This is a genomic window from Marinobacter sp. MDS2 (assembly GCF_030718085.1).
Classification (GTDB): domain Bacteria; phylum Pseudomonadota; class Gammaproteobacteria; order Pseudomonadales; family Oleiphilaceae; genus Marinobacter.
The window spans coordinates 1,646,474-1,670,102 of record NZ_JAVAJF010000001.1 but is presented as its reverse complement, the minus strand read 5'-3'; the positions used below and the strand labels follow the sequence as shown (position 1 = coordinate 1,670,102).

At 55.8% G+C, this 23,629-nt stretch carries 24 protein-coding genes; 16 read left to right on the top strand and 8 right to left on the bottom strand.

The features are described from left to right. The first annotated feature begins 66 nt into the window (after positions 1-66). Both Q9245_RS07930 and Q9245_RS07925 read left to right on the top strand, forming a co-directional pair. Positions 67-342, top strand: a complete 276-nt coding sequence (locus tag Q9245_RS07930) for a hypothetical protein (RefSeq protein ID WP_305896624.1) — start codon at positions 67-69, stop codon at positions 340-342. 2 nt (positions 343-344) lie between these two features. Continuing rightward, positions 345-1,658 carry a hypothetical protein gene (locus tag Q9245_RS07925; RefSeq protein ID WP_305896623.1) on the top strand — a complete coding sequence of 438 codons (1,314 nt, stop codon included), beginning with the start codon at positions 345-347 and terminating at the stop codon, positions 1,656-1,658. A 59-nt stretch (positions 1,659-1,717) separates the two neighbouring features. Here Q9245_RS07925 and Q9245_RS07920 read toward each other — a convergent pair whose 3' ends face one another. Both Q9245_RS07920 and Q9245_RS07915 read right to left on the bottom strand, forming a co-directional pair. Beyond that, positions 1,718-2,812: a rhomboid family intramembrane serine protease gene (locus tag Q9245_RS07920; RefSeq protein ID WP_305896622.1), complete on the bottom strand. Its 1,095-nt coding sequence runs from the start codon at positions 2,810-2,812 to the stop codon at positions 1,718-1,720. A gap of 219 nt (positions 2,813-3,031) precedes the next feature. Continuing rightward, complete coding sequence (locus tag Q9245_RS07915; RefSeq protein ID WP_305896621.1) at positions 3,032-3,199, bottom strand: hypothetical protein; 168 nt, start codon at positions 3,197-3,199, stop codon at positions 3,032-3,034. Positions 3,200-3,514: 315 nt separating this feature from the next. Between Q9245_RS07915 and trxA the strand changes: the two genes are divergently transcribed. The 8 genes from trxA (at position 3,515) to Q9245_RS07875 (ending at position 10,098) form a co-directional block, all read left to right on the top strand. Further along, positions 3,515-3,838 carry a thioredoxin gene (gene trxA / locus Q9245_RS07910; RefSeq protein ID WP_305896620.1) on the top strand — a complete coding sequence of 108 codons (324 nt, stop codon included), beginning with the start codon at positions 3,515-3,517 and terminating at the stop codon, positions 3,836-3,838. 33 nt (positions 3,839-3,871) lie between these two features. Beyond that, positions 3,872-4,807, top strand: a complete 936-nt coding sequence (locus Q9245_RS07905; RefSeq protein WP_305896619.1) for a LysR family transcriptional regulator — start codon at positions 3,872-3,874, stop codon at positions 4,805-4,807. A gap of 111 nt (positions 4,808-4,918) precedes the next feature. Then, positions 4,919-5,512, top strand: a complete 594-nt coding sequence (locus tag Q9245_RS07900) for a TetR/AcrR family transcriptional regulator (RefSeq protein ID WP_305896618.1) — start codon at positions 4,919-4,921, stop codon at positions 5,510-5,512. A 176-nt stretch (positions 5,513-5,688) separates the two neighbouring features. Then, on the top strand, positions 5,689-6,453 hold the full coding sequence (locus tag Q9245_RS07895) for a hypothetical protein (RefSeq protein ID WP_305896617.1): 765 nt from the start codon (positions 5,689-5,691) through the stop codon (positions 6,451-6,453). A 158-nt stretch (positions 6,454-6,611) separates the two neighbouring features. Beyond that, entirely contained in the window at positions 6,612-7,769 is a 1,158-nt protein-coding gene (locus tag Q9245_RS07890; protein ID WP_305896616.1) for an iron-containing alcohol dehydrogenase, read from the top strand. Positions 7,770-7,785: 16 nt separating this feature from the next. Further along, positions 7,786-8,814: an NADP-dependent oxidoreductase gene (locus tag Q9245_RS07885; RefSeq protein WP_305896615.1), complete on the top strand. Its 1,029-nt coding sequence runs from the start codon at positions 7,786-7,788 to the stop codon at positions 8,812-8,814. Positions 8,815-8,864: 50 nt separating this feature from the next. Further along, positions 8,865-9,542, top strand: a complete 678-nt coding sequence (locus Q9245_RS07880) for a type 1 glutamine amidotransferase domain-containing protein (RefSeq protein WP_305896614.1) — start codon at positions 8,865-8,867, stop codon at positions 9,540-9,542. A gap of 118 nt (positions 9,543-9,660) precedes the next feature. Next, positions 9,661-10,098: a YtoQ family protein gene (locus Q9245_RS07875; protein ID WP_305896613.1), complete on the top strand. Its 438-nt coding sequence runs from the start codon at positions 9,661-9,663 to the stop codon at positions 10,096-10,098. Positions 10,099-10,184: 86 nt separating this feature from the next. Here the strand turns inward: Q9245_RS07875 and Q9245_RS07870 are convergent, their stop codons facing one another. Then, positions 10,185-11,594 carry an SPFH domain-containing protein gene (locus tag Q9245_RS07870; protein ID WP_305896612.1) on the bottom strand — a complete coding sequence of 470 codons (1,410 nt, stop codon included), beginning with the start codon at positions 11,592-11,594 and terminating at the stop codon, positions 10,185-10,187. A gap of 209 nt (positions 11,595-11,803) precedes the next feature. Here Q9245_RS07870 and Q9245_RS07865 point away from each other — a divergent pair, with 209 nt between their 5' ends. Beyond that, positions 11,804-12,691, top strand: a complete 888-nt coding sequence (locus tag Q9245_RS07865) for a DNA ligase (RefSeq protein ID WP_371824807.1) — start codon at positions 11,804-11,806, stop codon at positions 12,689-12,691. Between the two features lie 4 nt (positions 12,692-12,695). On the opposite strand, the gene Q9245_RS07860 is transcribed toward Q9245_RS07865, so the two are convergent. Then, entirely contained in the window at positions 12,696-13,301 is a 606-nt protein-coding gene (locus tag Q9245_RS07860) for an ATP-dependent zinc protease (protein ID WP_305896610.1), read from the bottom strand. 225 nt (positions 13,302-13,526) lie between these two features. On the opposite strand from Q9245_RS07860, the gene Q9245_RS07855 reads away from it, so the two are divergent. Together Q9245_RS07855 and Q9245_RS07850 are read left to right on the top strand one after the other, a co-directional pair. Then, positions 13,527-14,438 carry a triacylglycerol lipase gene (locus Q9245_RS07855; RefSeq protein ID WP_305896609.1) on the top strand — a complete coding sequence of 304 codons (912 nt, stop codon included), beginning with the start codon at positions 13,527-13,529 and terminating at the stop codon, positions 14,436-14,438. After that, positions 14,435-14,746 (top strand): hypothetical protein, encoded by a 312-nt coding sequence (locus tag Q9245_RS07850; RefSeq protein ID WP_305896608.1) that lies wholly within the window; start codon positions 14,435-14,437, stop codon positions 14,744-14,746. The genes Q9245_RS07855 and Q9245_RS07850 overlap by 4 nt, the downstream gene beginning before the upstream one ends. A 73-nt stretch (positions 14,747-14,819) precedes the next feature. On the opposite strand, the gene cysK is transcribed toward Q9245_RS07850, so the two are convergent. Then, complete coding sequence (gene cysK, locus Q9245_RS07845; protein WP_305896607.1) at positions 14,820-15,791, bottom strand: cysteine synthase A; 972 nt, start codon at positions 15,789-15,791, stop codon at positions 14,820-14,822. Between the two features lie 104 nt (positions 15,792-15,895). On the opposite strand from cysK, the gene Q9245_RS07840 reads away from it, so the two are divergent. Beyond that, positions 15,896-16,675 (top strand): ATP-binding protein, encoded by a 780-nt coding sequence (locus tag Q9245_RS07840; protein ID WP_305896606.1) that lies wholly within the window; start codon positions 15,896-15,898, stop codon positions 16,673-16,675. Between the two features lie 6 nt (positions 16,676-16,681). Here Q9245_RS07840 and Q9245_RS07835 read toward each other — a convergent pair whose 3' ends face one another. The 3 genes from Q9245_RS07835 to pdsR are packed head-to-tail and all read right to left on the bottom strand — an operon-like array spanning position 16,682 to position 20,724. Then, complete coding sequence (locus Q9245_RS07835; protein ID WP_305896605.1) at positions 16,682-17,989, bottom strand: DUF3422 family protein; 1,308 nt, start codon at positions 17,987-17,989, stop codon at positions 16,682-16,684. Beyond that, positions 17,986-20,019 carry an ATP-binding protein gene (locus Q9245_RS07830; RefSeq protein ID WP_305896604.1) on the bottom strand — a complete coding sequence of 678 codons (2,034 nt, stop codon included), beginning with the start codon at positions 20,017-20,019 and terminating at the stop codon, positions 17,986-17,988. The genes Q9245_RS07835 and Q9245_RS07830 overlap by 4 nt, the downstream gene beginning before the upstream one ends. Before the next feature lie 3 nt (positions 20,020-20,022). Beyond that, positions 20,023-20,724 carry a proteobacterial dedicated sortase system response regulator gene (gene pdsR / locus Q9245_RS07825; RefSeq protein ID WP_305896603.1) on the bottom strand — a complete coding sequence of 234 codons (702 nt, stop codon included), beginning with the start codon at positions 20,722-20,724 and terminating at the stop codon, positions 20,023-20,025. Between the two features lie 179 nt (positions 20,725-20,903). Here pdsR and Q9245_RS07820 point away from each other — a divergent pair, with 179 nt between their 5' ends. Together Q9245_RS07820 and Q9245_RS07815 are read left to right on the top strand one after the other, a co-directional pair. Then, complete coding sequence (locus Q9245_RS07820; protein WP_305896602.1) at positions 20,904-23,042, top strand: marine proteobacterial sortase target protein; 2,139 nt, start codon at positions 20,904-20,906, stop codon at positions 23,040-23,042. Beyond that, the gene (locus tag Q9245_RS07815; protein WP_305896601.1) at positions 23,039-23,620 is read left to right on the top strand and encodes a class GN sortase; all 582 of its coding nucleotides are present in this window, start codon (positions 23,039-23,041) and stop codon (positions 23,618-23,620) included. The genes Q9245_RS07820 and Q9245_RS07815 overlap by 4 nt, the downstream gene beginning before the upstream one ends. The last annotated feature ends 9 nt before the right edge of the window (positions 23,621-23,629 follow it).

Here is a 23,629-nt window from a genome sequence, read left to right as displayed (position 1 = left end):
GACCCTGACCACGACTACTGGAATCAGGCCATTACTGCCAAGAGCATGGGCGGTGCGGGCGTTGCCTTGGAGCTGTCCCTGACTGGGGCCGACCTAGAAACAGCCGATGGGTTTTATTTGGCCTTCCGCTACAAGGCAGCCAATTCCCCCAACTGGTTGCCAGAGAAAGACAAAGCGTACCATTACAAGCTGACCTTGCACGAGCAGGGTGATTTGCCGATGGTCGGAGCTAACGAAACTAAGCAATGGAAAGCCGTAACAACTTTGGATAAACCGGACAATCGACTGACCGCGTTGATTACCAAATATCATGCCCTGACAAGCGACCCCACTAAGTCATAACTATGACCAAAGAAAACGAGAATCCGTTATCAACTAATACATCGCGTGAATCCGATTGGGAAGTCGGTGCGCGCCGTACCACTAAAGAGGGTCGGTTACTGGCCCTGAGTCCGGAACCGGTAACAACAGGTAAGCGGGCGGTGGACGTCAATGCCTGGATTAGACGAAAAACCGATGGCTGGCTGGATCTACAGCATGGCAATCTGTTGTTTGGGGCCGAATTTGCGTTGATGTTTTTGAGTCTCACCATTCTCGTGATGATGGGTGGGCTTGCTATGACGGTGCACTATTACCTGGGGCACAACGAATTGACGTGGATACCTTTGCTGGGTTTGGGTGGGATGAATTTGTTAATCACCATCCCTTGGGGACTGTACATGCATTTTTTGGGTAACAAAGCGGTGAAAGAAACGCCTTCGGTGAGACTGAACCGGCAACGCCGAGAAGTGGCTATACCGCATTGGAAGGGAGGAAAAGAATACAAGCTGCCATTTTGGAATGAAAGCGCAGAAGGATGGGCTTATGTGACGGTTGTATTCACACTTGTTGCTGTTTTTGCACCATTTATGTTGGAGGATGTAACAGAGGAGTATCGCAACACGATAATAATGTGGGCCTTGGTCGTGCTTGCATTAGAGCTTTTAGTCATCGGCACCTACCTCTTCATCGCCCTCCGCCTAAAGAAAAAACACGACCCCAAACTCGTCTACGAAATCTACCCCTGGGAAAAACTGGTCGCCTACATCGAAACCCGCCAGGACATGGGCCCAAGCCTGATGGCCACACACACGGTGCTCACCTTGGCGATACCAAAACCCGACGATCCGGAATCGGCCTTGGCCGCTGCCAGCATTAACGTGGGCCACGAAACAGCCGGCTTGGCCCAGTGGGAGTGTATTCGACAGTTTATGGAAAACGGCCCCGAGGCCTGCCCGGACCCGAAAGAAGATGAAACCTTGGCCCATTACAAAGCCAAGTGCCGTCAGGCCCGCAAAGACATGTCCTTGTTACCTTGGCTCGGCAATAAGGTGGGTGACTGGTTCTTTCAGCGCTATCTGGCTCACATCATCACCGAACGTCGCATCAAGACCTTGGCCCTGAAGAGCTTGCCAGAGGAATTGAAAGCTTGGTCCGCGCCTTTGCCCAAAGAGCAATGGGCCAAACCATCCGAGGGACTGCAGAGCCTGAACCAACAGCTAACTCGGGCCTACGAGCGTGGTTTGAAATTTACGCAGATGGGACCTGTATCGGAATGGCAAGCGGGCCTTGAGGAAAAACGACAACAAAAACGGGGGAGAGGTCGTTTCCGGGCCTGAATATCACTCGCGCAAGGAGAACCATGCATACAGGGGCCTCTATCTCCACACTCGAAACCCTACCGCCGCAACTCAGCCTCCGGCCGATTCAGCAGCGCAATCAGCGGGTTCTTCCTGAACACATAATCCCTCAACAGATAACCCAACAACAAACCAAGCGCGAAACCGCCCAAGTGGGCCACCCAAGCCACACCGCCTTGGCCGGAGAACATGCCAAACAGATTAATCAGGCTCCAGATCAGGAAGTACCAGTGGGGTGCGAGTTTCTTCTGGTAAACAAAGAACATGAAGGTCAGGCTGGCGTGGCGGAACCACATCAAGTAAAGGCCGAATAGCGCAGCGATAGACCCGCTAGCCCCCACTAACAGCAGCGGGCCTTGGCTGCTGTCGAAGAACAGCAGTTCCGCCAAAGCCGCCATCACGCCGGCAAACAGGTACAGCGCGAGAAAGGCTCCATGCCCGAGGGCGTCTTCCAGGTTGTCCCCAATGATCCACAGAAAATACATGTTGCCGGCCAAGTGCATGAAACCGCCATGGACGAACTGATAGGTAAGGAGCTGGATGGCAAAATGTGCAGGGCTCTGGTTTTCAGAGTTTAACCCCCAGTATGCGAACACCCAGTCGTTGATTTCGGGGGAGAGCAGGCCGGCGATAAATACGAGGCTGCAAAGTGCAATTAATGCTCGGGTGACCCAAGGTGTGCGCTGAGGCTTAATGTTGTATTCCACGGGCATAGCTGTAAAAAACTGAAACAGCCAAGACTTCCAGCTCACCTTTTCATTGAGATTGTTCAGCGCCCGTTTCAGTTCCGGGGATTGCATCACCTGGTCGACTTCGTGCTTATCCAGCCAGACTCCGTCGCAACTCGGGCAGCAGTCGATTTCGGTCGTATAGTGCTCCAGCAGTTGGTAGTGGACCATAGAAACCCGGCAGCGCCGGCATTGTCGGTCGCTGGTTCGTAGGGCAGAGCCTAAGTGTTGCTCATGGTCATAGTGGTCGATGTGATCATGCCGGTTGGCAATGGCTTGGTTCAGCGCACCGTCTTCAAACCACATGCCGTGACAGTGTCGGCAGCTCTGTATCGAGGGGTTGCTGGTGGCCTTCAGGCTATTATTTGCGCACGAAGGGCAGGCATGGGTACGTGTTTTGGGCATGAAATCCTTTTCCTGAATAAACAGCGTATTGGAGCGAATGGTTTTCCAAGGTTGGGTTAACTTGGTTGATCATAGCAACCTCAACTTTGGATTCCACAGCCTCGGTCACGGTTGGTTCAGGCAGTATCAATTACACATGGATTGCGCGTGGCGAGGTTAGATCAAAAACGCACCGTCCCTGGTGCCAAGATGCAAAAGAAAAAGGAAAGGCTAGCCGTCTTAATCAGAGACGATTTTACCTCGAATAACAGTTTGGCCGCTGTAAGGCGCCGGTTCGGTGGTTTCTACCCGTGCGCTGTCTGACTCACGGTCGGCAAGGCTTGCCTGTGCCGGTACGACAGCAAAAACAACGAGAGAGGTTAGGGCGGCTAGGATGAGGTTACGCATAGGACGTTCTCCGATTCGTGATGTGTAGTGATCGCGAAGCCGGAAGCGACTCGCGATCAGATGGCAAGCAGTATGTGACTCAGCGGCGGTTGTGAATAATTTGGAATCAATATGGGATACATCACTGAATGTTATGTGAAGGGCGTTGAGGCTAGAGCTTTTAGGGCGTGTGGGTAAAAAATCTCACTGGCCAACCGTCAAAGGCGAAGCTGGTATCAAATTTGTGAATGTGAATCATACGATTGGGAAATTGGTATTGCCGGTCATTCAGCCGCAAGGTAGCGATCAGATGTTTATTTTTCAGGAGGAATGACGATGACCGACATGATCCATGTAACCGATGCGGATTTTGATAAAGCGGTTCTTCAGAGCGAGCAGCCCGTTCTGGTTGATTTTTGGGCACCCTGGTGTGGCCCGTGTAAAGCAATAGCGCCTCTGCTTGAAGAGCTGGCCGAGGAGTTCGATGGGCAGTTGACCGTAGCTAAAGTAAACGTTGATGATAGCCCGGAGGTGGCGGCCAAAATGAGTATTCGGGCCATCCCGACTCTGGCGCTCTTTCAAGACGGTGCCGCCATTGCCCGCCAAACCGGTGCAGGCAGCCTGAGTGAGCTGCGCACGTTTGTAAAAGGCAACCTGTAACAACCTGAACCGAATCACCCGGGGTAACTGTTGATGAAAACCCAAGAGCTCCAGTTGCTCTATATTTTCGATGCCATCATGACGGAACGGTCGGTCACGCGCGCGGCTGACCGTCTCGCCATGACCCAGCCGGCGGTGTCGAATGCTATCTCCAGAATGCGCCAGATCTGGAACGATCCGGTGTTCGTGCGCAAGGGCAGAAACATCGAGCCTACGTCTTATGCGCTGAGCCTGTGGGATCAGGTGGGCGGGCCCATGTATGCTCTGACCAACGCCGTGAGCGCCACGCAGTTTGATCCTCAAACCTCCAAGCGCAAGTTCCGGCTGGCGGTGACAGACGTCATCGCAGAGATGGTCTGGCGCCCTCTGGTCAAGCTGCTGGAACAAGAGGCGCCGGGTGTTGATGTCTATGCCGTGCCCTATACGCCCGAGGGCACCCATGACGATCTTCGGGAAGCGAACGTCGATTTGGCGGTGGGGATGTTGCAGCAGCACGACCACAGCTTGCGCAGTACCTGGCTATTTGAAAGTGGGTTCGTGCTGGCGATGCGCGAAGATCATCCTCTTGCCGGAAGGCCCATCACGCTGGAGGAATTTCTGGAGGCTCGTCACTTGCTGGTGACGATGTCCGGAGATGTTCACGGGTTTGTGGACAGTTATCTCGACCAGAAAGGCCAGAGCCGCCGAATTGCGGCAACGGTCAACCAGTTTTCCATTGCCCCTGAACTGCTAAGAGAAACCAACCTTATCGCCGCAGTGCCTGAACTGATCAGTCAGGACTGCGGCTTCGTCAACGGGCTGTGGATGAGCGAGCTGCCGTTCAACGTCGATCCCACCAGCCTCTATTTAATCTGGCACGCCCGTCACGACCGTGACCCCGGGGTCATCTGGATGCGGGGCCACCTTGAGCGGCTCCTTCAGGAGCGTTGGCAAGAAATCATGACCGCATCGCCATGCTCTTCGCATTAAATTGCAGGGTTGGGGATCGGTTGAAACCTGTTGTTTAAGCCCGAAGAAGCCTTGTCAGGCTCCTATGTATGCTTTCTAGACAATTGGTCTAATCCCGCTTAGAATTTCGCCATGGAAGCAAAAGTAGCGACTCAAGATGTGCGCAGCCACATCCTAGAAACAGCCCAAGTCATTATCAGTGGCCGGGGCTTCAGTGCTGTGGGATTAAATCAGATTCTGCAGGCTGCTGGTGTGCCGAAAGGATCTTTCTATCATTATTTCGGCTCCAAAGAAGCGTTTGGTGAAGAGTTGCTCAAGAGCTATTTTGCCGATTACCACGAAACGCTGGATGCTATGCTGTCGCGCCCGGGCCTGAACGGTGCCGAGCGTTTGATCAGCTATTGGCAAACCTGGCTGGAGACCCAATCGGCCTGTGATCCAAAAGGTAAATGCCTCACGGTTAAGCTGGCTGCCGAGGTCAGTGATTTGTCTGAAACGATGCGAGCAGTGTTGGCACGAGAAACGGCCCGCGTCGTTGCAAGGTTGGAGCAGGCGGTTTCAGAGGGCATGGCTGATGGCTCCTTGCCGGCATCTCTGAACGCTAAAGTAACCGCGTCCACGCTATATCAGCTGTGGCTTGGCGCAAGCCTGCGTAGCAAAATCACTCGGGACCCTGAACCCATGGAATGCGCGCTCACGGCAACCAAAGACATGCTCGGTCTATAAGGCCTCGTTGGATCAGAGTTACCTGCAAACACACTGACGACGGCCTCTTGCTGACCTTGATATCACTCTCAGTGATATGAAGGATACGACTTCCGAATTATTCCTTAATCGTTTGCCCGCCAATAATAGCCCTTCCTCCGACATTGCTCGGTAAGATCCATCAAAAGGAAGGCGTAATGAGTTCTCGTAGCGGCAATTTTCTCGATTGTCTTGATGTCAGTGCGCAGTGTGGTGAAAGCCGTGAGCGTGCCAAGCGTTGGCACAAGCCGGTAACGGTTGTGGCTGAGAACCCGGCGGGGGCAAAGCAGGTGGTGAAAACCTATCCTTCTTTCGTGTTTCCGCTCGCGCAATACTTTCAAATGCTTGCAAGACATGAATATCGGATGCTCAAGGCTGTTGAGGGTCTTCCGTTTACCCCCAGCGAGGTTTATCGGTGCGCTGACTGCAGTGAGGCCATTCAGTATCAGTACGTAGACGGCGTGTCACTCAAAGAGCTGGCACGGCGGGGTGACGTTCCGAACGATTTCTTTATGAAGCTATACGCCTCGGTGCAACAGATGCATAAAAGCGGCGTGGTGCATTTTGATTTGGGGAACTCCGGGAACGTACTGTGCTCGCCAGCGGGCGAGCCGAAAATCATCGATTTCGGGTCTGCCGTGTTTTTCCGTTTATTGCCGGGCGTGATCGGAGATTGGGCTCGCAAGAAGGATCGGATGGGCGTATTGAAGCTCTGGTATCGCTTCGACCGAGACAGCATGCCCCGCGAAATGCAGGCGCACTACCAAGCCAACTACCGGAAAAACATCTACACCCCAAAGCGCTTCGCTAAAGCGTTGAAGCGTAGCCTGATGAAGCCAACGCAAGCGACTGCAGAAGCCCTGCCCATGGCCGCGATTTTCGGCTTGTTTTTTGGGTTACTGGCTTTGGTGTCGTTGGTTTAAGATCCGCGAAGTACCGATAGAGCAGGGGAGTTTCCTTTTGGGTGTAGACGACTGGTCTAATCATGCTTTAGACTTAAATTAGAGAATCAAGTATGAGCCGATCTAATCGGCTTTTTATTTATCTAAACACTAGACGACTGGTCTAAGAGCGAGGCGTAATGAATAATTTCGAATTCTACAATCCCACGCGAATCGTATTTGGCGAAGGCACGGTGGCTCGCCTTGATGATCTGGTGCCGGCCGATGCGCGGGTGCTGGTGTTGTTCGGCGGTGAAAGTGCCCGGAAAACCGGCACCCTCGATGAGGTCAAGCAAGCGCTGGGCGATCGGCACGTGGCTGAGTTCGGTGGCATTGAGCCAAACCCGACCTATGAAACACTGATGAAAGCCGTAGCGCTGATCGAACAGGAGCAGTTCGACTTCTTGCTGGCTGTGGGTGGCGGGTCTGTCATTGACGGAACCAAGTTTGTTGCCGCCGCCGTGAATTTTGATGGCGATCCATGGAGCATTCTTGAGAAACGTGGGCGGAATATAACCAAAGCCCTTCCGTTTGGTTCCGTATTGACGTTACCGGCCACCGGTTCCGAGATGAACAGCGGCGCGGTCGTGACCAACAAGGCGCTGCAGGCAAAGCTGCCGTTTGCCAGCCCGTTGGTGTATCCAGCCTTCTCCATTCTGGATCCGGTGAAAACCTTCACCTTGCCCGCCAAGCAGGTCAGCAACGGTGTTGCCGATGCGTTTACTCACATCATCGAGCAGTACCTGACCTATCCGGCCAATGGCTTGGTGCAGGACCGCTTCGCGGAGGGTCTGCTGCAAACGCTCGTTGAGATCGGCCCGAAGGTACTGGAAGACCCGGAAAACTACGAGCTAAGAGCCAACCTGATGTGGGTGGCAACGCTGGCCTTGAACGGTTTGATCGGTGCGGGCGTACCTCAGGACTGGGCAACGCACATGGTGGGCCATGAACTCACGGCGTTGTACGGCATTGACCATGCCAGGACCTTGGCCATTGTGCTGCCCGGGATGCTGGATGTGCGCCGCGAGTCAAAAGCGAAAAAGTTGCTACAGTATGGTGAGCGGGTCTGGAACATTCGGGAAGGCTCTGAGGAAGAGCGCATCGAAAAAACGATTCAGGCCACCCGTCAGTTTTTTGAAAGCCTTTCGATTCCTACGCGGCTGCCAGATTACGGACTCGATGAAAGTTCCATCGACGACATCATCAGACAGCTTGAAAGCCACGGCATGACAAAGCTGGGTGAGCACGGTGATGTCACACCGGACATCAGCCGTCGTGCCCTCGAAGCCAGCCTGTAACGGAGGAGAAACGATCATGGAGAATGCACCGATGAAAAATCGTCAGTGGGTGTTGAACCAGCGTCCGAACGGCGCACCAACGCCGGAAGATTTCAAACTGGTGGAAAGCGACATCCCGAGCCTGAACGAAGGTGAGGTGCTGCTGAAAACACGCTACCTGTCTTTAGACCCTTACATGCGTGGCCGAATGAGCGATGCGCCGTCCTATGCGCCGTCACTGAACATTGGCGAGGTGATTGTAGGCGGCACCGTTTCGGAAGTGGTGGAATCCAGAAATCCGAAGTTCGCCAAAGGCGATCGGGTACTGGCGGGTAGCGGCTGGCAGGAATACGAAGTGTCTGACGGCACCGGGTTGATGTCGGTCGAAGGCTTACCCGAGCCTTCTTACGCTTTGAGCCTGATGGGCATGCCCGGTTTCACTGCGTATCACGGTTTGTTGAACATCGGCGAGCCAAAACCCGGCGAAACCGTTGTCGTGGCCTCGGCCAGCGGAGCGGTAGGCTCAGTGGTAGGGCAGATCGCTAAGCTGAAAGGCTGTCGGGTGGTGGGTATTACCAGTGGTGGTGAAAAACAGCAGTACGTGAAAGACACCCTGGGTTTTGATGAAAGCCTGGACAGGCATTCGCCGAACTTCGAGGCAGAACTGGCTAAGGCCGCCCCGGATGGCATTGATGTGTATTACGAGAACGTAGGTGGCGCAGTGTTTGATGCCGTATTGCCGCTGCTCAACGACTTTGCCCGCATTCCGGTGTGCGGTGTGATCGCTCACTACAACGCGACGGAACTACCGCAGGGGCCGGATCGCGTGCCCATGCTGGCCGGCATGATTCTGCGCAAACGGATCCGCATGCAGGGCTTTATCATCATGGATCATTACGAAACCGGCTACGCGCCGTTCGCCAAAGAAATGACCCAATGGCTGCAGTCCGATCAGATTCGGATCAAGGAAGACCGGGTTCAAGGTTTTGAGGCTGCCCCAGAGGCCTTCATTGGCCTTCTGGAAGGTAAAAACTTCGGCAAAGTGGTGGTGGATTTCGGAGCCTAACCTTCGAAATTTTGAGCCAAATAAACATTCAGATCAGGTGAGGAAAGGCTATGAATGTATTAATGGTACTGACATCCCACGATCAACTCGGCAACACCGGTGAAAAGACCGGTTTCTGGCTGGAAGAGCTGGCAGCTCCCTATTACGTGTTCAAAGACGCGGGTGCCCAGGTGGTGCTGGCGTCACCCCAGGGTGGCCAGCCACCGCTCGACCCGAACAGCAATCAAAAAGACGCGCTGACCGAGGCCACGGATCGCTTCGAGGCCGATGCTGAAGCCATGGCCGCCTTGGCTTCAACCGCCAAACTGGCGGACGTATCGCTCGAAGATTTCGATGCTGTGTTCTATCCGGGTGGCCATGGCCCGCTGTGGGATCTGGCGGAAGATCCAAAGTCCATTGCATTGATCGAAAACGCGATTAAGGCGGGCACCCCGGTAGGGGCGGTTTGTCACGCGCCCGGCGTGTTGCGCCACGTCAAAGGTCAAGACGGAAAGCCTCTGGTGTCCGGCAAAAACGTCACCGGCTTTACCAACACCGAAGAAGACGCGGTTGGCCTGACCGACGTAGTACCGTTTTTGGTTGAAGACATGCTGAAAGATAACGGTGGGCAGTACAGCAAGGGCGATGACTGGCAGTCATACGTGGTGTCGGACGGGCTGTTAGTGACCGGCCAGAACCCGGCATCTTCGGCAGCGGCCGCGGAAGCCTTGTTGAAATTGATGGCGTAGCACGGGGTAACGTGCACGGCGGGTTGGTGGCTGAATGCGGCCAGCCCGCCGTGAACATCTTCGGGTATTGGCGTATCATCCCCGCTTTAAAGCCTTTCAATGCCTACAGGAGAGCATAATGATCTGGACTGTTTACCTATCCGGTGAAATCCACACAGACTGGCGCGAGCAGATTGCTGCCGGTGCTGAAGCCGCTGGCCTGCCGGTAGAGTTTGTGTCTGCCAATACCGATCACGATTCCAGCGATGCCGCTGGTGATTTTCTGGGCAAGCCAGAGAACAACTTCTGGCGCGATCACCAGTCTTCCAAGGTGAATGCGATCCGCACCAAAACTCTGCTGGAACAGTGTGATCTGGCGGTGATTCGCTTCGGCGACAAGTACAAGCAGTGGAACGCCGCGTTCGATGCCGGTTACTGTGCGGCGATGGGTACGCCATACGTGACCCTGCACGATGAAGACATTGTGCATCCGTTGAAAGAAGTGGATGCAGCAGCCATGGCTTGGGCACAGACCCCCGATCAGGTCGTTGAGTTGTTGAAGTACGTTACCGCGTAATGAATGCGGCCTAACTGCTAAGCGATCAACAATCGGACGGCTGATTAGCCCTTACAATCGAATTTCTCGATTGTAAGGGCCTTGTTTTATCGAGCCGCGGTTTGTCCGCTGGCTCTGCGCAGCTGCTCCATGGCCCCTAGGCTGGTGAACACCTCCAAACTGCTGACCGGGCTTCCTGAGCCGTTACCGCCCACGTAATAATCCGGCATGTCGATGGTGACATCCTTCAACGCCGGGTACATTACCTGAGCAATATCCCGTTGAATCTCAGCCATGTAGATGTCCCGAGCGGCCTGCTTGGCCAATAGATGAGCTTTAGCAACTTCAGCCTCCGCCATACCCTGTTCACGAATGGCTTTGGCGGCGTAGGTAGCGGCTTCTGCATTGGCTTTTTGAATGTCACGCTCAGCGACCGAAATCTCCAGCTGTTTTTGCTTCTCCAGAACGGCAACCGCTTTTTCTTTCTCTTTCCGAACCGTTTCTAACTGGGCCTGCTGGCGCTCCATTTCTACTTCTTTCTGCTTTGAGATGATGGCGAGTTCTTTGCTGCGCTGCGCGTCCTGGATTGCCCGGGCTTTTTCGATCTCTTTTTCCAGTTGCGCTGTTTTGGCTTCCGCCCGGGCGGTTTCCTGTGCCTGGATGGCGGTTATGCGCTTTGCTACAAGATCCTTTTTCTTGATCAACAGTTCGTCCAGACGCTTTTCCGGAAGTGGTCGGCCGATGGTGACTTGGCGCACCTGAATGCCGTAGGAATCCAGCGGGTTGGCAATGCGTTTGGCTTGCCCGGCTTTGTCTTGAAGAATGATGTTCTTCCACACCAGCTGCACTTTCCGTTCAAGGCGGTCGCCGTCGTCGTTAGAGGACGAGACGGCCGCCAGGTCGGTTTGCTCGATTTCAACTTGTCGCCTTTCGGTTTCGTAAAGGCCGTTCTGCAATTGGTCTTCCAGCTGCACCTTGAACTTATTCAGGCCACCTTGGAAAAATTCCTCACCGGTGTACTGGGTCGCGGTAACCACGGTGACATTTTTAGCGTTTTTAATAAGCAGGGAGTCGATCAGGTTGTCGTAGCTGCGGAACTCCCGGTGCATGGCCACGATTTTCTCCGGGTCGGCCGACAACCGAAAACGAAAAGTAGCGGGGATGCGGGCGGTATAAGTGTCCGCAAACTGAACTTCAACTTCGGTCAGCTGGCGGGTGGATTTGATTTTCTCACCACTCTCCTGATTGCCAAAGCTGAGTGTCATCGCCTGATTGTAGGTGTAAACGTTGGAAAACATTGGAACCTTAAAGTGAACGCCGGGCTCGGTGAACACGCGAATGCTGCCGAACAAGGTATCCTGCACCACATAGGTGTAGCCAAGTTGCGTGGTAAAGAACGACGACATGGCGAGAAAAACCGCGAACGCGACACCGGCGATCGCGAGCATGTATTTTTTCAGGCTGGCCAGAACAGGGCGCAGCCATTGCTCGGTCCGTGGGAGTGTTTGGGAATCCATTCGATACTCCTGATGGTTTTTGGGGCGGCTGAAGTTACCCTACCAATGGATTTTCCGTGTAAGACCATTCCAATTGGCGTTGTGAGAAATATCTGCACTACGAAAAAGCGCTAACTCGATCATAAAAGCGATACGCCCCAATAAGTTAGAGTTGCCCGTTCGGTGCAGTGCTAAAGCAACGCTAACAGGACGTTTTGAGGCAAAGGATGATGCCACTTTTCACCATCCGACCTGCCAGGGCTTGTGCGCTGGCGGTCGGTCTTATCGTTTTTCTTGGTTCGTGTTTATTCCCCGCGTTAACCAGAGCGCAGCCTCCGGCCATTCCGTTGGCGAATGTGTACGAGCAAGGGGTTGATCTTCAGGCTTATTGGGTCAGTGAGAAGCTGGATGGTGTGCGTGCCTATTGGGATGGCACGCAATTCTGGTCCCGGGGCGGGCACGTTTACGCGGCTCCGCCGTGGTTTACCGAGCAATTCCCGGATCAGCCTTTGGATGGCGAGTTATGGAGTGGGCGCGGGCAGTTCTCGCATCTCTCCGGAGTGGTTCGTAAGCAGCAGCCAGTTTCTGAAGAATGGCAGGCTGTGCGTTTTTATGTCTTTGATATCCCCATTAAGAACACGCCGTTTGCGACTCGCTATCAGCGCTTGAAAACGCTGGTGGAAGAGTCTGGTTCGGGCTATCTGATGTTGGTTCAGCAGCACCCGATCAAAGATCATGAAACTTTGGTGGCGAAACTGAAATCGACAGCCGCTGCCGGCGGCGAAGGCTTGATGCTCAAGCGCAAGGCCAGCCTCTACCAGGCCGGGCGTTCGGATGATCTGCTTAAGGTAAAAACGTTTGATGATGCCGAAGCGGTCGTGGTTGGCCACAGGCCTGGTAACGGCAAGTACCAGGGAATGATGGGGGCGCTGGAAGTTGAGCTCGAGAATGGCCGCCGGTTTCGCATTGGCACCGGGTTCAGTGATAGCGACCGACGGCATCCACCGCCACTGGGAGCGACGGTAACGTTTCGCTACCGGGGCCTTACCGCAACCGGGCTGCCCCGTTTCGCAAGCTTTCTGAGGGTTCGGAATGACGAGCCTGAACCGGTTCGATAACCTTTTAGTTTTGTCGTTTAAGCGCTTCCGGGCGCTCAGCCAGCTCTTCAAGTGTGCGGTATTCACATTCCTTGGCCGCCATGAAACTCTGGGCGGAGTCGGTCAGAATGTTATCGTCGCGCATGAAGCGTCGGCCGAGTAGAACCGGATAAGAAAAACGACCGCGATCGGTCAGGGAAAACTGGGTTTCGTGCAAGTTACCCGAAATGCAGAACTCCATGTTCACCACGTACCGTCGTTGCGAAGGCGCGCCTTTACGCTTGATCAGCACAGTACGGTGCACCGGACGCTCGAACTCCAGAATGACATCTTCGTGGTCCAGCTGGCCTTCACTGGGCTGGTCTTCATGATCCCCCAGAGGCAGTTTGAACCTGACCCATTCTTCACCGTCTTGCTCAAAAGGTTCTACGTTCACAGCATGCAGGGAGGAGGTTTTGGCGCCGGTGTCGAGCCTTGCTTTAAGCCTGACTTCGGTGTCGTCCATCACCACCCACTCCACAAATCCCAGCACCTCCGGTTCCTTCGCTGAGGGATCTGATGGCGAAGCTGCGTGGATGTTCGTGATAAAGAAAGCACTCATTAGAGCGGTGATCATTAAGGCAGAACGCATTCATCAACTCCTGAGCTTGCGCGGTAATAGACTGTATTGGTGGGTGAATTGCCGTAAGCCTAACAGCACTGTTCCGATATCGGGATTGCGACGCTATTAAGAATAGTTGAAGTGGCGGAATCATTATTGTCGGAATGTTTGCTTTGCGCGCGCAGCAACGCTGCATCTGGGCCATATCGGAAGCCGGGGAAGCGCGTACACTGCCATTATAACGAGGAGATGTTCATGGTGGTTTCGGTGTCAGCTGGAAAAATACAACAACACATTTCAGCCATTGCCAGTGGTTTTTTAGGGGATTGGTTGGAAGCGCGTGGCAATGGGCTGGCGGTGCCTATGACTGTGTTTGCCGGTGGCAAGGTGCTGGATGCAGACAATCCGGAATTGGCCGAGCCGGGCAGTACGCTGTGCCTTTCCCTTCATGGCTTAATGGAGTTGGAATCGGTTTGGGATTTTCCGGGCCGGGCTGAAGAGCATTATGGCTCTCAGCTGGCGCGAGCCCTAGGCGATACCTCCGCTTTGAAACTGCGATTCAACTCCGGGCGGCCCATTTACCGCAATGGCCAAGACTTGGCCGACCTGATAGAACGGTTGGTGGTGAACTGGCCGGTGCCAGTGAAACGCCTGATTCTTCTGGGTCACAGTATGGGTGGCTTACTGGTTCGTAGTGCCTGTTATTACGGTTCCGAAAAGGGCCACAGTTGGGTGGGTAAATCATTGGATTGTGTCTACATCGGCTCGCCTCATGACGGTTCCTGGCTTGCCATCGGAGCCCATAAGGCTGCAGGCAAGTTGAATAAAGTGCCCAGGGATTATGTGAAGGTTGTCGGTGAGGTGATCGATTTGCGCAGCGAAGGCATCCGAAACCTTTCCCGTGGTGAGGTTTTTGAATCGGGAACGGAGGAGCAACCCTTGCTGCCTGGCGCGCGTCACTTTGCGGTAAGCGGGTTATTGGTGAAAAGTGAGCGCCACCCCGTGAACGTTTGGTTTGGTGATGCGCTGGTGCATCGATCTAGTGCTCACGGTGTACGTCGGCAGGGGTGGGAGTTGACGGGAAAAGTTAATTTCACGGGGGTGGATCATGTCCGCCTTGCTCATCATCCATTAGTGAGCAAACAACTGCAGGAGTGGCTGGTATGACTCATATGAATGACAACCTGCAATGGTGGCGAGGCTTGGCGGATGTGCTGGGCCACGGTTTGCAACACGGGGCAACAAAGCTTAGACGGGTGCATTTATCAGTCGCGGATGAGACCTTTCGGGCGTTGGACGTCATCCCGGTCGTACGGCCGGTAAACCGCACGGTCAGAGCGTGTCATCACGGCATTTCCAAGCTGAGTTACAGTAGCGTTTCCTGTGCAGGGCGAGTGGTTGTTGAGTTGGCGGGGGTGAGTCCGAACGAGGGAATCGCCGGGTCAGCAGATGAAGAAACAATGAACAAATCTTAGTTCGGGGTTAACCCAAAAACGCGATTGTCCTTGTTACATAAAGCGCGCAGCCGGAACCGGCTGCGCTTTTTTATTACTGCTGATTTTCCAGTTCGCCAAAGGTGTCAGCGAACAGTGCGCTGGACAAGTAGCGCTCGGCAGAGTCCGGCAGAATCACCACAATGTTCTTACCTTTGTGTTCCGGCTGCTTGCTGACCCGAACGGCTGCAGCGACTGCGGCTCCGCAGGAAATACCGCATAGAATGCCTTCTTCCTGCATCAAGCGATGCGCCATAGCCATGGCATCTTCATTGGAAACCGCTTCCACCTGATCTACCAAGTCCATATCCAGGTTGCCCGGAATAAAGCCGGCACCAATGCCCTGGATTTTGTGGGGCGCTGGCTTCGGTTCCTGTCCGCTTTTCACTTGGCCAATAATCGGGGAATCGGTCGGCTCCACCGCGACGGTGGTAATCGCCTTGCCCTGCGTGCCTTTGATGTAACGGGACACGCCAGTCAGGGTGCCGCCGGTGCCTACGCCAGCGACGAACACGTCAACCGCGCCGTCGGTGTCGTTCCAGATTTCCGGGCCGGTGGTGTCTTCGTGAATCTTGGGGTTGGCCGGGTTCTCGAACTGCTGAGGCAGAAAGTGGTTTTCGGGATCAGCTTCCGCAAGTTCTTTCGCCTTGGCAATGGCGCCGGGCATGCCTTTGGCTGGCTCGGTCAAAACCAGGTCAGCGCCCAGCGCTTTCAGTACCTTGCGGCGCTCAAGACTCATTGACGCCGGCATGGTTAGTACCAGCTTGTAGCCGCGAGCAGCGGCTACATAGGCAAGGGCAATACCGGTGTTGCCACTGGTGGGTTCCACAATGGTCATGCCGGGTTTGAGCACACCACGTTTCTCGGCATCCCAGATCATGGCAGACCCAATCCGGCACTTGACCGAATACGCCGGGTTGCGGCCTTCAATCTTTGCCCAAATGGTCGCCCCATCGTTCACCCGGTTCAGTTTGACCAGCGGGGTATTACCGATGGAAAGGGAATTGTCGTCGTAGATACGTGCCATGCTTTGCTCCTGCTGTCTGGTAAGATTCATAGATCCTACCCCCGAGGGTCTGGCAAAGGCCAGACCGTAAGCAAGCAAACGTAAGAACCAAATGGAGTAAGGTTATGAGCGAGACCTCTTTTGACTGGCAAAATACGCCTGCGGCTTTATGGCGTCGTCACCGGTCAGGCTTGAGAGCGATTCGCCGGCTGGACCCGATCCGCTGGAATGACCTCACGGGGATTGATTCGCAAAAGGCGGCTCTTGAACGCAACACCGAGCGCTTCCTGAACAAGCAGCCTTCCAACAACGTATTGCTCTGGGGCTCGCGCGGCACGGGTAAGTCTTCTCTCGTCAAAGCTCTGCTGAATCGCTACCACAGCCAAGGCCTGCGGATGATCGAAGTGGATAAAGACGATCTGGTGAACCTGCCGGAAATTGTCGATGATATTTGCGATTTACCGTTCCGGTTCGTGATTTTCTGCGATGATTTGTCTTTCGATGTGGGCGAATCGGGGTATAAAGCATTGAAAAGCGTGCTAGAAGGTTCGTTAGAGTTGCCCCCGGAAAACGTGCGGGTGTACGCCACCTCGAACCGTCGCCATCTGATGCCCGAGTTTATGAGCGATAACCTGAAAAGTGACATGCGCGACGGTGAGTTGCACCCCGCCGAAGCCATTGAGGAACAGGTATCGCTGGCTGACCGGTTCGGGTTGCAGTTGTCGTTTTATCCGTTCTCTCAGGATGTCTATTTGCAGGCGGTGGACGCGCTGTTTCCCTCGGTAGCGGATCGCGAGCAGTTGCATCTCGAAGCGGTCCGTTTCGCCACCCGAAAAGGCGTGCGCAACGGCCGTTCGGCTCAGCAATTTTACCGCCAGTTCGCGGGTGATTCCCGGTTCAGCTAAGGCGCGTTACTGGCGGTCTGCCATGCGGATAAACCGGTGGTGGATCAGCCGGATGGCAATAAACACCGTGGCCAGAACCACCGGAATGGCGATGCCAAGCACCACAGGTTTGTTGATCGAATAGCCGGCCCCTGCCAGTGCGCTTAGCCCCAGACTGAGTAAGCCAATCAGGTAGTAAGAGATCGCAACGACCGAGAAGCCTTCAACGGTGTGTTGCATCATCAGTTGAATGCGCGAGCGCCGATCCATGGAGCTGAGCAGTTCCTGGTTCTGGCTTTGAATGGCCAGCTCCACCCGGGTGCGCATCATGTCGGAGGCCCGGTCTACCCGGCGGGACAGGTCTTCCAGCCGAACACTCACCGATTCACAGGTTTTAACCGCCGGGGTGAGCCGCCGGGTCATGAATTCGGTAATGGTGAGGTGGCCGGACATTTCGTCTTCCCGCAGTTCTTCCAGCCGGGTCAGCACCAGTTGGTGGTAGGCTTTGGTGGCGGAAAACCGAAAAGTCGAGTGGGCTCGGAAGGCTTCGATTTTGGCGGCAATGTTGGTGAGCTTGGCCAGAATGGTTTGCTCATCCAGGCTTTCGTTATCCGCTAAAGCCTGCGTGATGGTGGCCAGTTGTTGGTCCATGTCGTTCAGGGCCGGAGTGATTTTCCGCGCGACCGGCAACGCCAGCAACGACATCAGTCGATAGGTTTCAATCTCCATCAGGCGCTGCACCAAACGGCCCAGCTGGCTGTCCGACATGCTGTCGTTGATCACCATGAAGCGCCCGAAGTTGTCACTGTGCAGCTGGAAGGTGCCGAGTACCCGGGCTGCGCCTTCCTGCGGGCTGCTGCCCACCAGTCGCATGCCTTCAAAATGCCGGCGCATGAATGCGGGCTCGTCGCGAGCGTGGGCCGAGGAGGGACTCACATCGATGTGAAAGGCGGCAACCACGGTGCCTTGAAGCTGTTTCAGCCAGCCATGGGGGAGCGCGCTGATGCCGGTTTCCTCGAAAGGCTCTGCGTCTGAAGGTGCCAGATTGGTGAAGGTGTACGCGGTAAACTCCATGTGCACTTCGCGGCGGATTCTCAGCTGATCAAAGGTTTGCTCGTAGCAGGTGACCTCTTCTTCCGGCCAGGGCTCCCCCAGCATACGGTGCAGGCTTTGCAGGTGCTTGAACTGGTTTTGGCGTTGCTCCGGCGTGGTCACAACCGCGATGTGCGTCACTCTGGCCTGCGGCGGCAACACCTGAAACGGGCGTGAATGAAGCTCCTGATAGAGGTCGGCGCGCAGGGGGTGAAAATCCAAAGCGATCGGCTTGGCTGTCACGGGGCAGTCCTTGGTTCGTGGGGAAGTCTCGGGATGATAACGCGGAAGGCAACACCGTCAATGCCATTAAGGTACTGGTTTTGGGCGTCAATTCGGCCACTGTGAAACTCGGCAATTAGGCGAACGATAAGCAGTCCCTGGCCTAAATGCCCTTCAGCTTTGCCCTCACGCTGGGAAACGAACGCCCCGAAAATGTCCACGCCCGGGTTTACCGGCAGGCTTGAGCCTTCGTTGAACACTTCGATGATGTAGTGCTCGGAGTCTTGCTCCAGGCGCACTGAAATTCCGCCACCTTCGGGGGTGAAGTCCCGCGCGTTATCAACCAGCTTGTCGAGCATTTGCACCAGCATTTCCGGCGAGCCGAACAGCGGGCAGGGGGTGTCGGGCACGTCGCAGTGATGCTGGTGGTGTGGGTCAACTTGTTGGTAGGCCGCGCAGGCCTGGCTAACGACCTCGGCCAGATCGAAGTGCTCCTTATCGGCCTGATCGAAGCTCTGCTCCAGCCGGGCCGCTTCGCTCATACTGTTCAGAATGCGCCTGAGCCGTTCGGCGGCAGACGAAGCGCGCTCCAGATACTGTTGGCGTTCTTGCTCGGAGTGGCTGTGCGCCAGATTCTCCAGCGATGACCGAACCACAGCCACCGGTGTTTTCAGTTCATGGGAAAGTTTGCGAGAGAAGCTTTCCAGATAATGGTTGTAGCTTTGCAGGCGCGACACCATGTGCCCGAAATGTTGCTGCAGCTGCCCCAGTTCGTCCCGGGATCGGGCTGGGGGAAGGGGCTCAAGTATGCGGCCATCGTCGTCAACGCTGGCGCTGACCAGTTGTTGCAGACGCGCGATACGCCATGACAGCCAGCTGGCATAACCGAGTAGAGCTAGCGTCAGTGCCAGAATGATCAGCAGGCTACGAGCCAATACACTCCCCAACGCAGAGCCGGAAACGCTGAGTAGTTGTTCCATCGATTGCTTGAGAAAAAGTGTTCGACCACCGAAGAACGTGTGCTCTGTCGCCAGCCAGACGGTGCCTTCCTGCTGCACCAAATGGTGCTCAGGCAAACCACCCGTGTGCAGTTGATGGTGTGTTGTCGCCAAAGGCTTGGGCTTGGGTTGATACAGTCTGACCAAGCTGCGCAGTACATTGAGGGTGATTTGTTCCAGGATCTGGCTGGCGGAGAGGTCATCGAAATCGGTTGCTGGCACCGGGTTTTCGGTTTGGCTGTGGGCCGCGATCCAGCCGGCGGGTTCCAGCAAGGTTGCCTGCTGACCATTGCTGAGTTGCCGTGCCAACGCGCGCTCAAGGGCGGTATTGCGCTGCACCAAAAGCGGCGGCGGTGCGAGCGATGTGCCTTCCGTGTCAGTGCTTTCGCCCGGTTGTCCTGTTTGGAAACCCAGCCGGCTGCCCGGTGCGGGCAGAGGCATTCTCAGCTCCAGTTGCCAGCGGGAACCGAGATCCTCCCAGGCCACTTCGATCTGCCGATCGGTTTGAGCAGGGTTGCCGTCGATCAAGGCGGGTACGTGGGTCCCCGGGGCTGTTGTTCTGATCAGCCATCGTTTTGGCTGGCCGGATTCCAGTTGGCCCGGAGGAGGTACCAACACCAGTTCAACGCGGTCATGAGGTTGTTCTGGCTGGCTGGGGTTGAAGGGGCGCAGGCCCTGATTCCGTTTTTGTACCAGCAAATAGAGGTAGCGGTTATTACTGGTGGCCAGCCATCGCAGGTTTTCTTGCCCGGGTCGGGATTGCCAGGGTAGCTGCTCTTCGTGATCCCGGAAGCCGGGCCAGGTGGTGGTGAACCCGTCCACTTTCGGGAACTGTGTGGTGCTGTCGGCGTAGAGAGCATCACCGCTGGTTACCACGGGCGCGCCCAGCATGAAATCGCCCGCGAGTTCGGCCAGTCGGGCACCTTTTTCTTCCAGTTGCTGCAGGGCTTGCGCGCGCAGTGCGTTATCCAGTTCCAGTACAAATTTCAGACCGGCCCAGGGGATCAGCAACATCAGCACGCTGGCCAGAAACAACTGCCGCTTGAGGCTCATGACTCAGACCTCACGAGCGTTCCACCGATACCCCATGCCGTAGGCGGTTTGAATGCCGTCAAAGCTGGCATCCAGTTGCACGAATTTGCGGCGGATGCGTTTGATGTGAGAAGTCACGGTGTTGTCGTCGAGCACTGTGCTGGCGGCTTCCATCAATTGTTCGCGGCTTCGAACGTGGCCAGGGTGTTGCACCAGCGAGTGCAGCATCCAGAACTCGGTCACCGTCAGGTCAACCGGTTGCTGTTCCCAGCTCACCGTCATGCGATCCACATTCATTTCCATACGACCGCGCTGCACCAGCTCATCGGGTTTTTGCAGAGCTTCGGCCCAGGCTTCGGCACGGCGAAGCAGAGCTGTAATCCGAGCCAGCAAGTGGTCCAGACTCATGTCTTTGGTGACGTAATCATCGGCACCCAGGCGCAGGCCGTGAACCGTGTCGATGTCGCTGTCCCGGGCGGTCAGAAAAATAATAGGCAGGGTTGCGGATTGGTCACGCAGTGCCTGACACAGAGCAAAACCGCCTTCCGGTTCGTCGCCTAGCCCAACGTCAATGATGGCAAGGTCAGGCAGCCGTTGGCGCAGTACCTGCCAGGCTGAGGGCCGGTCGCCGTAGGTAGCAACGTGATACCCCCGGCGTTCGAACGCGGCCCGGTAGTTGTCGCGGATGCCTGGTTCGTCTTCTATCAGTGCAATGTGTTTTTTCATAACCCGTCGTTCAGCGATATGTCGCCCCATTAAAGCATGCTCAAGGGCCGGTTCAAGTAAGGGCTGCGCGATTGCCACAATTCATCATAGTTTTCCGCCAGTTTGCCCACTTTTGCCACGGCGAGGTCGTATCCGGCTGTTGCAATGGCATCACTCACTGCCACAAAAAGGATGACGTGATGATGTTGCTACCGCTGTTTGCCAATCCGGCCGCCAGAGCCGGTTTCAGTACCTCCCGCCGGTTAACCCCGAAACTGGATGCCCGAAAAAGGCTGCGTATTGCCGAAGGTGTCAGCCTCTGGCTGGCGGTGTTGATGATGCTGTTTGTGCACCCGTTGTATGCCGAAGCCAGCGAAGGCAATGAAGAAGGAGCCGGGCAGCTGTACCTGATGAATGGGCAAAGCGCCTGGCAACAGCCGGCGTTGATTCTGGACAGCGACTTCAAGGTGCAGGTGTCCGGCTTGCTGGCTCAAACCCGGCTGATCAGACGCTTTAAAAACACCAGCGATCAATGGCAAGAAGGCGTGTTTGTGTTTCCGTTGCCGGACAAGGCCACGGTCTACGGTTTGGTGATGACGGTGGGCGAGCGCCGGGTTATCGGGCGTCTCGAACCGAAAGCGCAAGCCCGCAAAACCTACGAAAACGCCAAAGCCGAAGGCCATCAGGCCGCAACGGTTGAGCAGCAGCGGCCGAACTTGTTCACCAGTCGAATTGCCAACATTCCACCGGGTGAAACGGTCCAGATAGACATTCGCTATCAACAGCCGGTCAGCTATCGGCACGGCGAGTTTGAGCTGCGACTGCCCACGACGTTAACGCCGCGCTACATGCCGGGTGAAACCATCGCCGATGCTCCGAAGCACTGGCAGTCTGGCTGGGCCATGCCGACGGATCAGGTGCCCGATGCCCACGAGATCAGCCCGTTCACGGTACGTGCAGACGATGTATCGCCGCAAAGCCACAGGGCAACCATTGCACTGGACATTGAAAGCGGGTTTCCGCTGGCTGAAGTCACCAGTCCGAGCCATAGCCTGCACTCTAATATCGACGGTACACGGGCAACCGTGACCCCCGAAGGTGATCGGGTGTTGATGAACAAGGATGTGGTCGTGCGCTGGCGTGCCTTGGCAGGCCGGGAACCGGCCGCGGCGGTGTTTCACCAACAGTGGCAGGGGCAGAATTTTCTGATGGCGATGGTGTTGCCGCCGGAAAGCACCGGTCCGGTTTTACGCCGAGAACTGCAATTCGTGATCGATACCTCCGGATCTATGGCGGGTGAATCCATGGTGCAAGCGCGGGAAGCTTTGCTGCGCGGTCTCGATACCCTGCGCCCGGGCGACTATTTCAATGTCATCCAGTTCAACAGTCAGACCCAGGCGCTGTTTGCCCGACCGGTGCCAGCGGAGCGGCATTATCTGGCCCGGGCCCGCCATTACGTGCATAACTTGCAGGCAGACGGTGGCACCGAAATGGCTGGAGCGCTGGCCTTGGCGATGAGTATGGATAAGGCCCCGGAAGAGGCGTTGGTGCAGCAAATGGTGTTTATTACCGATGGTGCCGTGGGCAATGAAGCGGCGCTGTTTGAAGTGATTCGACGCGGCTTGCACGACCGCCGCCTGTTTACAGTAGGCATCGGTTCGGCCCCGAACATGCACTTTCTGCGGGAGGCGGCTCGTTGGGGCCGCGGAGAATACACCGCTATTCACAACAGCGGGGAGGTGAATCAGGCGTTGAAGAAGCTGTTCTCCGCCATGGAGGCCCCCGTGCTCACCGACATTGAGGTGCGCTGGCCGTCGCAAGGCACCGCGCCGAATGCGGTGCCCTCTAAGCCCGGAGATCTTTTCCGTGGCCAGCCTTTGGTGCAGACGATTTCGGGCGTGCCGGCGGCCGGTGAGCTGGAAGTGTCGGGCACATTACCGGGCGGTCGTCGATGGAGCACACGATTGGATTTGAGCCATGCGGCACCGGCCACCGGCTTGAACCGGCACTGGGCCAGAGGCCGGATTGATGAGCTGATGGATGCGGCCAATCTGAAGAGAGAATCTCCAAATGAATCCAGCATCATCAAGCTCTCGATGGCGCACCGGGTGATGTCGCCTTTCACCAGCTTCGTTGCCGTGGAGGAGCAACCGGTTCGGCCAGCTTCTGAGAACCTTGAAAGTGAGCAGTTACCGACTTTGTTGCCTGCGGGTAGCGGGGCCGGCATGTTGCGATACCCGCAAACGGCCACTTTCTGGCCGCTGCTCAGTGCCCTGGGGTTGCTTGGGCTGATGTTTGCACTGGCCACATTGTTGCTGAGCCGGAGGGTGCCCGCATGACGCGTTTTCTGGTTCTGTTGGCCAGCGCTTCGCTGATCGTGCTGATGTTCGGATTATGGATACCGTTCAAGGCAGCGGTTGCTCAGGAGCTGTTGGAAAGAGCGTGGTCAGACAGCCAGGCCCAAAAAACAGAGCAGCGGCCCTGGCCGTGGGCCGATACCTGGCCGGTGGCAAAGCTGGAATTGCCCGAGCTGGGTGTATCGATGATTGTGCTGGAGGGCGGCCACGGCGAAAGCCTGGCCTTCGGCCCGGGGCGGGTGTTTGGCGGTGAGCGTGGCCCGCTGGTTCTGGCTGGCCATCGCGATACCCATTTCCGTCATTTGCAAAATATCCAACCCGGCTTTCAGCTGCGAGTGCAAAACCAGAACCGGCAGTGGCGGCAGTATGAGGTCACCGATGTGAGCATTGTAGACAGTCGTACGGAGACGATAGATACCCACCAGCTTGCCGCGGACTCGGTGCTGTTAATTACCTGTTATCCCTTTGAAACCCTGGATGCCAGAGGGCCCTTGCGCTACGTTGTACAGGCGCGCCCCACGCCTCGAAAGGGGCCAAACAATACTGTTGCGACTTTATAATTTGGCGTA

Coding starts and splice junctions, on each gene's coding strand:
- Q9245_RS07925 (WP_305896623.1), top strand. CDS start 345: ATGACCAAAGAAAACGAGAATCCGTTATCAACTAATACATCGCGTGAA.
- Q9245_RS07920 (WP_305896622.1), bottom strand. CDS start 2,812: ATGCCCAAAACACGTACCCATGCCTGCCCTTCGTGCGCAAATAATAGC.
- Q9245_RS07915 (WP_305896621.1), bottom strand. CDS start 3,199: ATGCGTAACCTCATCCTAGCCGCCCTAACCTCTCTCGTTGTTTTTGCT.
- trxA (WP_305896620.1), top strand. CDS start 3,515: ATGACCGACATGATCCATGTAACCGATGCGGATTTTGATAAAGCGGTT.
- Q9245_RS07905 (WP_305896619.1), top strand. CDS start 3,872: ATGAAAACCCAAGAGCTCCAGTTGCTCTATATTTTCGATGCCATCATG.
- Q9245_RS07900 (WP_305896618.1), top strand. CDS start 4,919: ATGGAAGCAAAAGTAGCGACTCAAGATGTGCGCAGCCACATCCTAGAA.
- Q9245_RS07895 (WP_305896617.1), top strand. CDS start 5,689: ATGAGTTCTCGTAGCGGCAATTTTCTCGATTGTCTTGATGTCAGTGCG.
- Q9245_RS07890 (WP_305896616.1), top strand. CDS start 6,612: ATGAATAATTTCGAATTCTACAATCCCACGCGAATCGTATTTGGCGAA.
- Q9245_RS07885 (WP_305896615.1), top strand. CDS start 7,786: ATGGAGAATGCACCGATGAAAAATCGTCAGTGGGTGTTGAACCAGCGT.
- Q9245_RS07880 (WP_305896614.1), top strand. CDS start 8,865: ATGAATGTATTAATGGTACTGACATCCCACGATCAACTCGGCAACACC.
- Q9245_RS07875 (WP_305896613.1), top strand. CDS start 9,661: ATGATCTGGACTGTTTACCTATCCGGTGAAATCCACACAGACTGGCGC.
- Q9245_RS07870 (WP_305896612.1), bottom strand. CDS start 11,594: ATGGATTCCCAAACACTCCCACGGACCGAGCAATGGCTGCGCCCTGTT.
- Q9245_RS07865 (WP_371824807.1), top strand. CDS start 11,804: ATGCCACTTTTCACCATCCGACCTGCCAGGGCTTGTGCGCTGGCGGTC.
- Q9245_RS07860 (WP_305896610.1), bottom strand. CDS start 13,301: ATGCGTTCTGCCTTAATGATCACCGCTCTAATGAGTGCTTTCTTTATC.
- Q9245_RS07855 (WP_305896609.1), top strand. CDS start 13,527: ATGGTGGTTTCGGTGTCAGCTGGAAAAATACAACAACACATTTCAGCC.
- Q9245_RS07850 (WP_305896608.1), top strand. CDS start 14,435: ATGACTCATATGAATGACAACCTGCAATGGTGGCGAGGCTTGGCGGAT.
- cysK (WP_305896607.1), bottom strand. CDS start 15,791: ATGGCACGTATCTACGACGACAATTCCCTTTCCATCGGTAATACCCCG.
- Q9245_RS07840 (WP_305896606.1), top strand. CDS start 15,896: ATGAGCGAGACCTCTTTTGACTGGCAAAATACGCCTGCGGCTTTATGG.
- Q9245_RS07830 (WP_305896604.1), bottom strand. CDS start 20,019: ATGAGCCTCAAGCGGCAGTTGTTTCTGGCCAGCGTGCTGATGTTGCTG.
- pdsR (WP_305896603.1), bottom strand. CDS start 20,724: ATGAAAAAACACATTGCACTGATAGAAGACGAACCAGGCATCCGCGAC.
- Q9245_RS07820 (WP_305896602.1), top strand. CDS start 20,904: ATGATGTTGCTACCGCTGTTTGCCAATCCGGCCGCCAGAGCCGGTTTC.
- Q9245_RS07815 (WP_305896601.1), top strand. CDS start 23,039: ATGACGCGTTTTCTGGTTCTGTTGGCCAGCGCTTCGCTGATCGTGCTG.